Source organism: Streptomyces sp. P5F9, from assembly GCF_057961495.1.
Window position 1 is genome coordinate 15,845 of sequence record NZ_JBXVPZ010000071.1, and the last position, 14,117, is coordinate 29,961.

Sequence of the window (14,117 nt, forward strand, 5' to 3'; positions counted from 1 at the left end):
ACATATGACACTAGAGGTAGCATGTTGACGATGTCAACGGATTCGCAACACATGAAATAAGCTCAACCGTGTACAGTGACGGATGCCGCATTCTCCGCTCTGACACGATGGACCGTGCGGCAGCAGGTCAGGGGGCGCGTTCCGTTATGGGACCGGACAAAGAGGAAGAAGGAGCGGCAGTGAGCCACGAGCTGGTCGACGGCAGATTCCGCATCGGGCACGTCATCGGCAAGGGCAACATGGGCGAGGTCCACCGGGCCGAGGACCTGCAGGCCACCGAGGGATCCCCCGAACGCACGGTCGCCGTCAAGACCATCCTGCGCCGCCGAACCGGCGTCCAGATCGACACCGGCGGCGACCCGAAAGCCGTGCAGCGCTTCGATCGCGAGGTGCGCATCATGCGCCGGCTGCGCCACCGGAACCTCACACGGCTGATCGCGGGCGGCATCGCCTCGGGCAGCGGCGATCTCCCTTATCTCGCCATGGAGCTCCTGGACGGGGAGACGCTGCGCGACCTGATCGAGGAGGAGCCGCAGCTCCCCATCGCCTGGGCCGCCGCGATCGGCGCCCAGATCGCCGACGGCCTCGCCGCCGCCCACACCGCGGGCATCGTGCACCGCGACCTGAAGCCCGCCAACGTCATGCTCACCCATGGTGGGACGGTCAAGGTCCTCGACTTCGGCATGGGCCGTATCGTCGACGACCCGGACGAGGCCCGGCTGACCAGTACGGGCGTCAGCGTCGGGACCGCCCGCTACATGGCTCCCGAGCAGTTCAAGGCCAAGCAGGTGACGCAGGCCGCCGATCTCTACGCACTGGGCTGTGTGCTGTACGAAATGCTGGTCGGGGTACCGCCGTTCACCAGCGAGTCCCCGTACGACCTCGCGAGCAAGCACACCGGCGAGGACCCGACCCCCGTCGCCGCGATCCGCAGTGAGATCCCCGTCGAGTTCGCCCGCCTCGTTCACCGCCTGCTGGCGAAGGACCCGGCGGACCGCCCCGCGGACGCCGTGGCGGTCCGTGATGCGCTACTGCCGCTCGCCCTCGCCGGTGAAGAAGCCTCGCAACTGCCGCATTGGGCCGCCATGGACCCGGTCCTCCCCCTGCGCACCTCCCCGGCCACCCAGGCGACCGAGCACGTGGTACCCGCTCCGAAGCCCGCGGCCGTCACCGCTTCCGGCGCCGGCATGGATGTCTTCGGCGTCCACCGCACGCTCATCAAGGACTACCGCTCCTTCACCGAGGGCGGCACCGTCATCCGTGACGACCGCATCGCGGCGTTCGTCGAGGACGACCTCAACAGCAAGTCGCAGTGGCCCGACCCGTGGCTGTCGCTGAACCCGTTCTTCCAGAGCGGCGGCACGGTGGTCGAGCTCGCCGGGCAGAAGGTCCTGCACGGCGAGTGCGCCCGTATCTTCCAGGCGAAGAAGACCGAGGGCGGCACGGTCCCCGACGGCCGCCCGCTGACACTCCACCAGCACCAGCGCGAGGCCATCGACGCCGCCGCGTCCGGTGCGTCGTACGTCCTCACGACGGGCACCGGGTCCGGCAAGTCGCTCGCGTACATCGTCCCGATCGTGAACAAGGTGCTCCATCAGCGTGACACCGAGGGACCGAACGCTCCCAAGCGGGTGCGAGCGATCATCGTCTACCCGATGAACGCGCTCGCCAACAGCCAGCTCAAGGAGCTGGAGAAGTATCTGCGCGACGGCTACGGCGCGGGCCGCGAACCGGTCACCTTCGCCCGGTACACGGGTCAGGAGGACGACGAGAAGCGCAAGGAGATCCGCGACAACCCGCCGGACATCCTGCTCACCAACTACGTGATGCTGGAACTGATGCTGACTCGCCCGGCCGACCGGGCGAGCCTCATCAAGATGGCGCGGGGTCTGGAGTTCCTGGTCTTCGACGAGTTGCACACCTACCGTGGCCGGCAGGGCGCCGACGTCGCCCTGCTGATCCGCCGCGTCCGCGAGGCCTGCCAGGCCCAGGAACTGCAGTGCATCGGCACATCGGCCACCATGTCGACGGAGGGCACGCTCGACGACCAGAAGAAGGTCGTCGCCGGAGTGGCCAGCACCCTGTTCGGTACGCCGGTGCGCCCGGAGCGGGTCATCGGCGAGACCCTGGTCCGCGCGACCCACGAAACACCCGACGCCGTTCCCGCCGAGCGTCTCAACTCCCCTGCCGCGCCGCGCGCGTACGACGATCTCGTACGCGACCCGCTGGCCCGCTGGATCGAAACCCGCTTCGGCCTGGCTACCGACGAGGACACCGGGCAGCTGATCCGCCAGCAGCCCACGAAGATCGAGGTAGCGGCGAAGGAGCTGCACGAGGAGTCCGGGGTCGCCGAGGACCAGTGTGTCGCCGCGATCCGCGCCACTCTGGAGGCCGGTTCGCAGGCGCTGCACCCGGTGACGGAGCGGCCGCTGTTCGCGTTCCGGCTGCACCAGTTCCTCTCCAAGGGCGACACCGTGTACGTCACTCTGGAGGACAAGCTCTCGCGCCACCTCACCCGCTCGTACCAGCTCGAACAGCCGGGCAGCGACGGCAAGTTGCTGATGCCGCTGGCGTTCTGCCGGGAGTGCGGCCAGGAGTATCTGACGGTGTGGCGCGCCGAGAAGGACAGCGAGGTCCGGTACGAGGCGCGCCGGGACACCTCCGCGACGGGCGGCCGCCAGGGCGACGGCTATCTGTACGTCGACCACGAGCGGGCATGGCCGTCCAGCGTCCAGTACGCCGTGGACGACCGCCGACTGCCCGAGTCCTGGCTGGAGTTGGACGACAAGGGCCAGGAGGTCGTGAAGAAGACGTACCGCGACCGGGTGCCGCGTGCCGTCACCGTCGATCCGCGCGGCCGCGAAGGGAGCGGCGAACTCCAGGCCGCGTTCGTCCCCTCCCCCTTCCTTTTCTGTCTGCACTGCGGGGTCGCGTACGAACAGACGCGCGGCCGGGATTTCGCGAAGCTGGCGACGCTCGACCAGGAGGGCCGGTCCTCCGCGACCTCGCTGATCTCCGCGTCGGTGGTGCGCTCGCTGAAGGCGGTGCCGGAGGAATCCCTGGACAAGGAGGCGCGCAAGCTCCTCACGTTCGTCGACAACCGGCAGGACGCGTCCCTCCAGGCGGGTCACTTCAACGACTTCGTGCAGATCACGCAGTTGCGCGGCGCCCTGTACCGGGCGGCTCTGGACGCGGGCGAGGACGGCGTCCACCACGAGCAACTGGCCTCGTCGGTGACGAACGCGCTCGCCATCGAGCCGGCCGACTACACCGGCGAGAGCGATCTGCCGCCCTCCCTCGCCCGCAACGCCGCCAAGACCCTCCGTGACGTGATCGCGTTCCGGCTCTATCTGGATCTCGAGCGCGGCTGGCGTATCACCATGCCGAACCTGGAGCAGACCGGCCTGCTGGAGATCGGCTACGAGGACCTGGAGTGGGTGGCGGCCAAGCAGGACCGGTGGGCGGGCACGCACGAGGCGCTGCGCGACGCCGACCCGGCGCTTCGGGCCGAGGTCATGAAGGCGCTGCTCAACGAGATGCGCCGCTCCCTCGCCATCGACGTCTCGTACTTCCGTGACGACTTCGACTCGCTCCAGCGGGCGAGCGAGGAGCGGCTGATCGACCCGTGGATACTGTCAGCCGCCGACAAGCCGAAGGTCGGCACGGCCTATCCGCATCCGTCCCGCCCGGGCATGGATCGCTCGGCTCTGTTCCTGTCGGCTCGCGGCAAGTTCGGCAAATACCTGCGCCGTGCGGACGCGTCGTTCAAGAAGCTCGACCCGGCCGATCTCCAACTGGTCATCGAGGAGTTGTTGCAGGTTCTGGCCAAGGCGGGCCTGGTGAAGGAGGTGACGGAGGCCCCACAGCGCGCGGGCCGCTACCGCAGGTCCTCCGCCCCGGCTACCACGGGCTACCGCGTGGCCGCCCAGTCCCTCGTCTGGCGTGCGGGCAGGGGTGAGAGGGGCACGCACGACCCGCTGACCCGCACCTACCAGAGCGGCGACGGCCCGCGCGTCAACACCTTCTTCCGTGACCTGTACAAGGACGCGGCAGGCACCCTGTCCGGCCTGTTCGCGCGCGAGCACACCGCGCAGGTCTCGCCGGAGGAGCGGGAGCAGCGTGAAGAGGCCTTCCGCAAGGCGGAGTTGAAGCTGTTGTACTGCTCCCCGACGATGGAGCTGGGCGTCGACATCTCCCAGCTCAACGCGGTGATGATGCGCAACGTGCCGCCCACACCCGCGAACTACGCTCAGCGCTCGGGCCGCGCGGGCCGCAGCGGCCAGCCCGCCCTCGTGACCACGTACTGCGCGACGGGAAACAGCCACGACCAGTACTACTTCCGCCGCTCGGAGCGCATGGTCGCGGGCGCCGTCGCCCCGCCCCGCCTGGACCTGGCCAACGAGGACCTGGTGCTCTCCCATCTCCAGGGCATCTGGATCGCGGAGGCCGGCCTGAAGTTGGGCCGCGCCGTCCCCGAGGTGCTCGACGTGTCGTACCCGGACATGGGTGACCGCCCGAACCCCGCGCTGGAGCTGCTGCCGGACATCCTCGCGGCCTCGCTCGACGAGAGCGCCCGGCGCCGCACCGTCGACGCGGCCCTGCGCGTCCTCGGCCCGCTCCTGCCCGACTTCGCCGACACCACGTGGTGGCACGACGACTGGATCCAGGACCGTGTACGGACGGTGGCGACCCGCTTCGACCGGGCCTTCGACCGCTGGCGGCAGCTGTTCCGCTCCGCACTCGACGACCAGTACATCCAGAACAAGCGCCGCCTCGACTACAGCCTCACCGAGGGCGACCGCATCCGCGCCAACGCCCGCCGCCGTGAGGCCGAGACACAGCTGAACCTGCTGATGAACGAGAGCGCCGACAGCAAGTCGGTCCTCTCCGACTTCAACCCGTACCGCTATCTCGCCTCCGAGGGCTTCCTGCCCGGCTACAGCTTCCCCCGGCTTCCACTCGCCGCGTACATCCCGACGGTCGGACGCCGCCGCGGGGACGGCGACTACCTCCAGCGGCCCCGCTTCCTCGCGATCCGAGAGTTCGGCCCGGGTTCGCTGATCTACCACGAGGGCGCCCGCTACCAGGTGACCCGCATCCAACTGCCGCCGGACTCCTCGGGCGAGCTGGCGACCAGCGAGGCCCGCCGCTGCGCGCAGTGCGGCTACCACCACGATCCGGAGCAGCTGGAGGACCGCTGCGCCATGTGCCACGAGCCGCTGGGCTCGGCGACGTACGGTCTGCTGCAGCTGCACACCGTGTACACCACTCGCCGTGAGCGGATCTCGTCCGACGAGGAGGAGCGGCGCCGCGCCGGCTTCAAGCTGGAGACGTCGTACCGCTTCCAGGACCACGGCACCCGCTCGGGCCGTCTGAACGCGTCGATCGCCGACGCCTCGGGCACGCCGCTCGCCGACGTGGCGTACGGCGACTCGGCGACCGTCCGCATCACCAACACCGGCCGGGTGCGCGCCAAGAACGACGAGCCGGCCGGGTACTGGCTGGACCTCGCGGACGGCCGCTGGATGAATGACAAGGACGCGTCCGAGGCGTCCGGCGACTCCAGCGAACTGCCCGTGATCGACGCGGACGGCAACGAGCGGCGCCGCAAGAAACGGGTCATCCCGTACGTGGAGGACCGCCGCAACATCCTCGTCGTCACCCTCGACGAGCCGCTGCCGGAGCCGGTCGCGCTCTCCCTGATGTACGCCCTGGAGCGGGGCATCGAGGCCGCGTTCGAGCTGGAGGACGCCGAGCTGTCCAGCGAGCTGCTGCCACCGGACGACGGCCCCCGCAACCGCATCCTGTTCACGGAGGCCGCCGAGGGCGGCGCGGGTGTGCTGCGCCGCCTCGAGGCGGAGGACGACGCCCTGGCGAAGGCCGCCGTACGCGCCCTGGACATCTGCCACTTCGACGCGGACGGCAACGACCAGGGCGGCCCGCACCCGGACCGGCCGTGCGCACTCGGCTGCTACGAGTGCCTGCTGACCTACGGCAACCAGCTCAACCACGCCCTCATCAACCGCCACTCGGTGCGGGACCTGCTGGTGCGGCTGGCGTCGGCGACGGCCCGGCGGGAGTCGCGCGGCGAGTCGCGTTCTGAGCAGTACCGGCGACTGCTCGACCAGTCCTCCCCCACCTCACCGGCGTCCCCCACCGAGCCGACACCGGTCGAGGCATCGGTGGCCGAGGCGTCGGCGGCCGAACTGGCCGCTCAGGGCGACTTCCTGGGCTGGGCGAAGGCGCGCGGCCTGCGGCTGCCGGACGAACCGGGCTCGTTCCTCACCGAGGCGATGGCGACCCCCGATTACGTGTACCGCCTGCCCGGCGTGAACGTGGCCGTCTTCGTGGACTCCCCGGACAAGGCGCAGGACAGTTCGCGGGACGAGGATGCGGAGGACCGCCTGTTCAATGCTCGCTGGGACGTCATCCGCTTCGCGCACGACGCCGACTGGGACGCCGTCGCCGCCGCCAATTCCCGCTACTTCGGCTCTCCGGCCGCCAACTGACCGCCCGCCCCATCCGGTCGGACCCAACACGAGGACTCGAAGACTCACATGGCACTCACGTACTCCGCCGGTTCCCTGGTGAAGGCCCGCGGCCGGGAATGGGTCGTGCTCCCTGAGAGCAAGCCCGATCTGCTCGTCCTGCGTCCGCTGGGCGGCTCGGACGACGACATCGCCGCAGTGTTCACCGCGTTCGAGACGGTGGACGAGGCGAAGTTCGCGTCGCCGGAGCCGAGTGACCTCGGTGACCAGCGGGCGGCGGGCCTGCTGCGTACAGCGCTGCGCGTCGGCTTCCGCTCCGGCGCGGGCCCGTTCCGCTCCCTGGCTGGGATCGCGGTGGAGCCGCGCGCGTACCAGCTCGTGCCGCTCCTCATGGCGCTGCGCCAGAAGACGGTCCGGATGCTGATCTCCGACGACGTCGGCATCGGCAAGACGATCGAGGCGGGCCTGGTCGCGAGCGAACTCCTCGCTCAGGGCGAGGCGACGGGCCTCGCCGTGCTCTGCTCCCCCGCGCTGGCCGAGCAGTGGCAACAGGAGCTGCGCACGAAGTTCGGCATGGACGCGGAGCTGGTCCTCTCCTCGACGGTCTCGCGCCTCGAAAGGGGCCTGGACCTCGGCCAGTCCCTCTTTGACAAGTACCCGCACGTCATCGTCTCGACGGACTTCATCAAGTCCCCGCGCCACCGCGACGACTTCGTACGCCACTGCCCCGACCTGGTCATCGTCGACGAGGCGCACACCTGCGTGGTCGCCGACGACACCTCGACGGCTTCGCAGAACCAGCTCCGCTACGAGCTGCTGCGCCGCGTCTCCGCGGACGAGACCCGGCACCTGCTGCTCGTGACGGCGACCCCCCACAGCGGCAAGGAGTCCGCGTTCCGCAACCTCCTCGGCCTGGTCAAGCCCGAACTGGCCCACGTGAGCCTTGACTCTGAGGCGGGCCGGAAGCTCCTCGCCCAGCACTTCGTGGCACGCAAGCGGGCGGACGTACGCCAGTACCTCACCAAGGAGGACGGCCTCAGCGACGACTCCCTCGCGGAGCGGACGGCGTTCCCCTCGGACCGCTACTTCAAGGACGAGACGTACAAGCTGTCGCCGGAGTACCGGGCCCTGCTCGACGACGCGATCGCGTACGCGAGTGAGCGCGTCGAGCAGGCGGGCAGTCAGGGCAAGCGGGAGGCACGCATCGCCTGGTGGTCGGCGATCGCCCTGCTCCGCTCCTTGGTGTCGTCCCCCCGCGCCGCCGCGCAGACGCTGCGGACCCGCTCTGCGGCGGCGATCGCCGCGTCGGCGGAGGAGGCCGACAAGTTGGGCGCCCCGCTCAACAGCGACGCGGCCGACAGCGACGCGATGGAGGGCATGGACGTCGCACCGGGCGCGGAGACGACCGAGGACCCACGCTCGTACCTCGCCGAACTCGCCGACATCGCCGAGCAGTTGGAAGGCCCTGCCAAGGACCTGAAGCTCAAGGCGCTGATCAAGCACCTCAAGGCGCTGCTCGCGGACGGCCACAACCCGATCGTGTTCTGTCGCTACATCCCGACGGCCGAGTACCTCGCCTCCCAGCTGGAGAACGACAAGGAGTCCGGCAGGCGCGGCCCGCTCGGCGCGAAGACCGTCGTCAAGGCGGTCACCGGCACGCTCTCCCCACAGCAGCGCCTGGAGCGCATCGAGAAGCTCGCCGAGGAGGCCGGCGAGGACGCCGCCGCCCGCCGCGTCCTCATCGCCACCGACTGCCTCTCTGAGGGCGTCAACCTCCAGCACCACTTCGACGCCGTCGTCCACTACGACCTGGCCTGGAACCCGACCCGCCACGACCAGCGCGAGGGCCGCGTCGACCGCTACGGCCAGCGCAAGGACCAGGTCCGCGTCATCACGTTGTACGGCGACGACAACGGCATCGACGGCAAGGTCCTCGAAGTCCTCATCAAGAAGCACCGCCAGATCAAGAAGGACCTCGGCATCTCCGTCTCCGTACCCGACGAACTGTCGACGGGCGTGACGGACGCGATCGTCGAGTGGCTGCTGATGCGCGGCCGCGAGGACCAGGACGCGCTGTTCAGCGCGGACGCGTTCAAGGTGAGCACGGAGAAGCTGGACAGCGACTGGAACTCGGCGGCCGAGCGAGAGAAGGCGTCGCGCTCGCGGTTCGCCCAGCGTTCCGTGCGTCCGCAGGAGGTGGCCCGCGAGGTCGCCTCGATCCGCGAAGCGCTGGGCGGGGCGGGCGAGATCGACACGTTCGTACGGGAGTCCCTGGGCGCCCTCGGTGCCGTACTCCGCGGCGACGGCGAGGACTTCACGGCCCAGGTCGGCGGCACGCCCATCGGCCTGCGGGACGCGCTCGCACCGACGGTCGGTGCTGAGGTGATCGAGAAGGACCGCCCGATCCCGTTCCGCGCGGACCCGGCGGTGGCGAGGGGTGAAGCTGCCCTGGTACGGACGGACCCGGTCGTCGGCGCCCTCGCGTCCCACGTCCTCAACGCCGCCCTGGACACCCACGCCGACGGCGCCCGCCCGGCCCGCCGCTGCGGTGTGGTCACCACGGACGCGGTCGGCACCCTCACCACCCTCCTCCTGGTCCGCTACCGCTTCCACCTCACACTGCCCTCCCGCAGCGGCGAGAAGCAGCTGGTCGCGGAGGACGCCCGGTTGGTCGCCTTCGAGGGCTCCGCCAGGAAGGCCGAGTGGCTGCCGGCGGAGCGGGCTCGGGCGTTGCTCGACGCGACAGCGTCGGAGAGCACGGACCGGCACTACGCAGAGCGCACGATGACGCGCCTACTCACCCAACTGCCGGATGTATACGGCCACTTGGATACGTACGGCGAGGATCTGGCCGCGGAGCTGGATGCCTCACACCGCCGAGTGCGCCAGGCGTCCGGTGAGATCGTCCGTGGCCTGTCTGTCACCGTGCAGAAGCCCGCCGACATCCTCGGCGCGTACGTGTACCTGCCCGTTGTTCCTGCGACTGCTGAGGTGTCCGCCTGATGTCCGCCGTCACCCGCAACCAGGTGTTCACCGCCGTCCACACGGTCGGGGGGCTGCTGCCTGCCGACATGCTGGTACGGATCTCCGAGGGCAAGGACGTCCCCGGCTCGAAGCCGGCCGACTACGGCCTGCCGTCCTCCCGCTCGGTACGCGACGAGGCCGAGCGCAGCTGGGAGTACCTGAAGCCGCTCTGGCGCGACCTGCGCAAGCACCTCCCCGAGGACCGCGAGACGGGCCTCCCGGCGGCCGACCCGACCGGCCGCGCCGGCAGTGACTGGCTGGCCCCGCTTTGGCGGGAGTTGGGCTTCGGCCCGCTGACGCATGTCGGCCCGGCGGGCATCACCGCCGACTCGGACGCGGAGAAGAGGTTCCCGGTCTCTCACCGCTGGCGGCACGCCCTCATCCACCAGACGGCCTGGAACGCCGACCTCGACAAGCGCGTCGGTGGCGCCGGTTCGGTCCCGCCGCAGTCGATGCTCCAGGAGTGTCTGAACCGCACGGAGGCCCACCTGTGGGGCGTCCTCACGAACGGCCGTCAGGTTCGCCTGCTGCGCGACTCCAGCGCACTGGCCACGGCCTCGTACGTCGAGTTCGACCTCGAAGCGATCTTCGACGGCGAGCTGTTCAGCGAGTTCGTGCTGCTGTACCGGGTGCTTCATGTGTCGCGGTTCGAGGTGGCGGAGGACGCGCCGCCGTCCGCGTGCCGGCTGGAGAAGTGGCGTACGGAGGCCATCGCCTCCGGCACCCGCGCCCTGGACCAGCTCCGCAAGGGCGTCCAGGACGCGATCACCGCGCTGGGTACGGGCTTCCTGCGGCACCCGGAGAACACGGCCCTGCGCGAGGACGTCCGCCCGAAGGTCCTCCAGGCCGCGCTACTGCGGCTCGTGTACCGGCTGCTGTTCGTCTTCGTGGCCGAGGACCGCGACGCGCTGCTGTCGCCGAAGGCGGACCCGGAGGCACGCGAGCGGTACGAGGCGTACTTCTCGTCGGCGCGGCTGCGCGCGCACGCAAGGAAGCGGCGGGGTACGGCCCACGGTGACCTGTACGAAGCGCTGTGCATCGTCCTCACAGCACTCGGCGACGAGAAGGGCCGCCCCGAGCTGGGCCTGCCTGGTCTCGGCGGTCTGTTCAACGACACGGACGCGGACGGCCCGCTGCGTGGGCTGAAGCTCTCCAACGAGGCTCTGTTGACGGCCGTACGGCACTTGTCGCAGGTGCGGGACGGCAGCTCCGGCCGCTGGCGGGCGATCGACTACCGTCATCTGGACGCGGAAGAGCTGGGCTCCGTATACGAGTCCCTGCTGGAGCTGGAGCCGAAGCACAGCACCGCCGACCGTACGTTCACGCTGGTTGAGGTGGCTGGTAACACCCGTAAGACGACGGGTAGTTACTACACCCCGTCCTCGCTCATCGAGTGCTTGTTGGACTCGACTCTGGACCCGGTGATACGGGACGCGGTGAAGCGGGGCGAGGAAGCGGCGTCGAAGTCGGGGGCGACCGACCCGGCGGAGGCGATTGTGAACGAGCTGCTGTCTCTGACTGTGTGCGACCCGGCGTGCGGCTCGGGGCACTTCCTGGTGGCGTCGGCGAGGCGCATCGCCAAGCAGGTGGCGGCGGTACGGGAGCGGAACCCCGAGCCGACGCTGGACGCGGTACGGCATGCGCTGCATGAGGTCGTCGCTCGCTGCATCTACGGCGTGGATCTCAATCTGATGGCTGTGGAGCTGGCCAAGGTGTCGCTGTGGCTGGAGGCGTTGGAGCCGGGGAAGCCGCTGGGATTCCTGGACGCGCATGTGAAGCACGGCAACGGGCTGATCGGGGCAACGCCGAAACTGCTGCGGGACGGGATTCCCGACGGCGCGTTCATCGCCACCGAGGGCGACGACAAGAAGCACGCCAAGGCACTGGAGAAGATCAACCAGCAGGAACGTGTCGGGCAGGGCAGCCTCTTCGACCTCGGCGACGAGGCCGTGCAGGTCGCCAACACCGTCTTCGCCAGTGGGCTTCGGTCCATCACGCTGGCTCAGGCGGAGGGGCTGACCGACGTACGCCGCCAGGAGGAGGCGTACGAGAAGTGGGCCGGCTCCTCGGCGTACCAGCGTGCCCGGCGGGTTGCCGACGCCTGGTGCGCGGCGTTCGTGTGGCTCAAGACGCCGGAGGCTCCGCGCGCGGTGACGCACTCGGTGTTCAAGGCACTGGAGGACCCGAGCGGCGGGGGTGTCGCCGCGGGGACCGGCGCCGAGATCGAGCGTCTGCGCGATCAGTACAACTTCTTCCACTGGCACTTGGAGTTTCCCGAAGTCTTCTCCGTTCCGGAGAACGGCCAGGGGGTGTCCCCTGCGACGGGCTGGGTGGGCGGCTTCGACTCCGTGGTGGGTAACCCGCCGTGGGACAGCGTGGACTTCCGCGAGCAGGAGTTCTTCGCCCAGCGGGCGCCGGAGATCGCCGAGGCGTCCCGCACGTCCGTGCGCAAGAAGATGATCGAGGCACTCAAGGACTCCCCTGACACCCTGCCCCTGTACGAGGAGTTCGAGGCGGGCAAGCGGAAGGTGTACGCCGAGAGCCACTTTCTTCGGAGGTCAGGCCGGGTTCCGCTGACGGGGCAGGGGAACCTCAACACGTACTCGATCTTCGCCGAGACCGACGTCATCCTGCTCTCCTCTAACGGGCGCGCAGGGATCATCGTTCCGACTGGGATCGCCACAGATGCACGGAACCAATACTTCTTCCGGGACTTGGTCCAGCGAGGGGCAATTCACTCGCTGATTGGCCTGGTGACTAACCCGAATCTCTGGTCCGGCATCGGGCATAACACCTTCAAGTTCTGCCTCTTTAGCCTGACCGGCTGGGGGTTGCGCGAGGATTGTGCACGGTTCGCCTTCGATCTCCTTGGAGTGGACGAGCTGGAGGACCCGCGCAACTCGTACGAGCTAACGCCAGAAGAAATTCAGGTCCTCAATCCGAACACGGGCACACTTCCCGTGTTCAGGTCCAGGCGAGATGCGGAAATCACGCTGCGCATGTACCAGCGCTTGCCTGTGCTCTGGAAAGAGGGCACTCCGAACGGCAATCCATGGGGCATGTCGTTCTCGCAAGGTTTGCTCAACACGGGCCACGAATCAGCTCTATTGCACCTGCGCGAGGAACTCGAAAGTTCCGGTTGGAAACTTGAAGGCAACATCTTCACCAAAGGTCGCGCGCGGATGCTACCCCTCTACGAGGCGAAGATGCTGCACCACTACGACCATCGGTGGGCCACGTACGACGACGCAGGTGACACCCGGGCGCTGGCGCTGGAAGAGAAAAACGACGGTAACGCCGTCGTCCTGCCTCACTACTGGGTTGCCGAAGAGGACACGCCTTCCGGGAAGTTCAATAAGGACGGCGAAGAAACTTTCATCCCGGGTGTCCGACAGCGTCTCGCCGAAAAGTCCTGGCCGCATGGCTTCATCCTCGGGTGGCGGGACGTGTCCAAGGTAGCCAACGAGAGGACCGTGATCAGCACTCTCATGCCAAAGGCAGGCGTTGGCCATAAGTTCCTGCTGGCTATGTGCCGTGCACCGGAACTCCTCGCCCCGCTTTGGGCCTCATTTGTGTTCGATTACGCGGCACGACAGAGCATCGGCGGCACCTCTATGAGCTTCTTCATCATGAAGCAGCTCCCCGTCCCTACACCCACCCAACTCTCCGCCCATGCATCCCTCATCGTCCCCCGAATCCTCGAACTCACCTACACCGCCACTGATATGACAGGCCTCGCCACCCACCTTGGCGGCACCGGCGCGCCCTACCAGTGGGACGAGCAGCGCCGTCGGAGCATCCGCGCCGAACTCGACGCCCTCTTCTTCCACCTCTACGGCATCTCCCGCGAAGACGCCGACTACATCCTCGACACCTTCCCCATCGTCCGCCGCAAGGACGAGGCCAAATACGGCTCGTACCGCACCAAGGAACTGATCCTCGCCGAGTACGACCGCATGGCCGCCGCCGGCCTCACCATGGAGACCCCGCTCGTCGAAGGCGAGAACTACGCCTCCACCCTCACCCCGCCGCCGGGCTATGGCCCGCGCCACCCGGCAAAGACTTCGGACGGAACCACGGCTTGAAATACAAAGACGAAGATGAGATTAAGCACGCGCTTGGAATCGACTCCTGGAGAAATCTCTCCAAAGACAAGATGATCAGGTTCGTGGCCATGATGCCCGACATGGGCACGGAGGTGGCCCTGAAAATCGTTGAGCAGTTTCCCGCGTTCAAGGATTTCGCTCAGAATGTTGTGGATGCGATGAAGAAATCGCATGAGTCCACGCTCTCAGCCAACAAGGAGAGCCAGGAACACGTCCATCGAGCCTTTCAGGAACTCAGGGATACTCTCAAGAATGAACTCGACAAGGGCGACTTGACTTGGGAACAGAAGAAGGAACTCATCGAGAAAATGCAGGAAGCCGTAAGGGAGGAGTCCCAGAAGGACAGCGAGAACAAACGGTTCTTGGATGGGGCACTCAAGAAAGTTTCGATGCTCGGTATTGCTGCACTCGCCTTGGGCGTGGCTTTTGTCGGTGGCAGGGTAATGGCTGAAAGCAAGGACAGCCCCGAAGAGACCCTGGAGGCTTGACTTTCGCCCCA

Annotated in this window: 4 protein-coding genes; all 4 read left to right on the forward strand. The window is 68.2% G+C overall.

Features of this window, described 5'->3' with window-relative positions; genetic code table 11:
• The first annotated feature begins 179 nt into the window (after positions 1-179).
• The 4 genes from AC31A1_RS14815 to AC31A1_RS14830 are packed head-to-tail and all read left to right on the forward strand — an operon-like array spanning position 180 to position 14,106.
• Positions 180-6,509, forward strand: a complete 6,330-nt coding sequence (locus AC31A1_RS14815) for a protein kinase domain-containing protein (protein ID WP_489653756.1) — start codon at positions 180-182, stop codon at positions 6,507-6,509.
• A gap of 48 nt (positions 6,510-6,557) precedes the next feature.
• Positions 6,558-9,491: a DUF8741 domain-containing protein gene (locus AC31A1_RS14820; protein ID WP_489653757.1), complete on the forward strand. Its 2,934-nt coding sequence runs from the start codon at positions 6,558-6,560 to the stop codon at positions 9,489-9,491.
• A complete protein-coding gene (locus tag AC31A1_RS14825) occupies positions 9,491-13,597 on the forward strand; it encodes an Eco57I restriction-modification methylase domain-containing protein (RefSeq protein ID WP_489653758.1) in 4,107 nt (1,368 codons plus the stop codon). Before AC31A1_RS14820 ends, AC31A1_RS14825 begins: the two co-directional genes overlap by 1 nt.
• Entirely contained in the window at positions 13,594-14,106 is a 513-nt protein-coding gene (locus AC31A1_RS14830) for a hypothetical protein (RefSeq protein ID WP_489653759.1), read from the forward strand. The genes AC31A1_RS14825 and AC31A1_RS14830 overlap by 4 nt, the downstream gene beginning before the upstream one ends.
• Positions 14,107-14,117 lie beyond the last annotated feature (11 nt).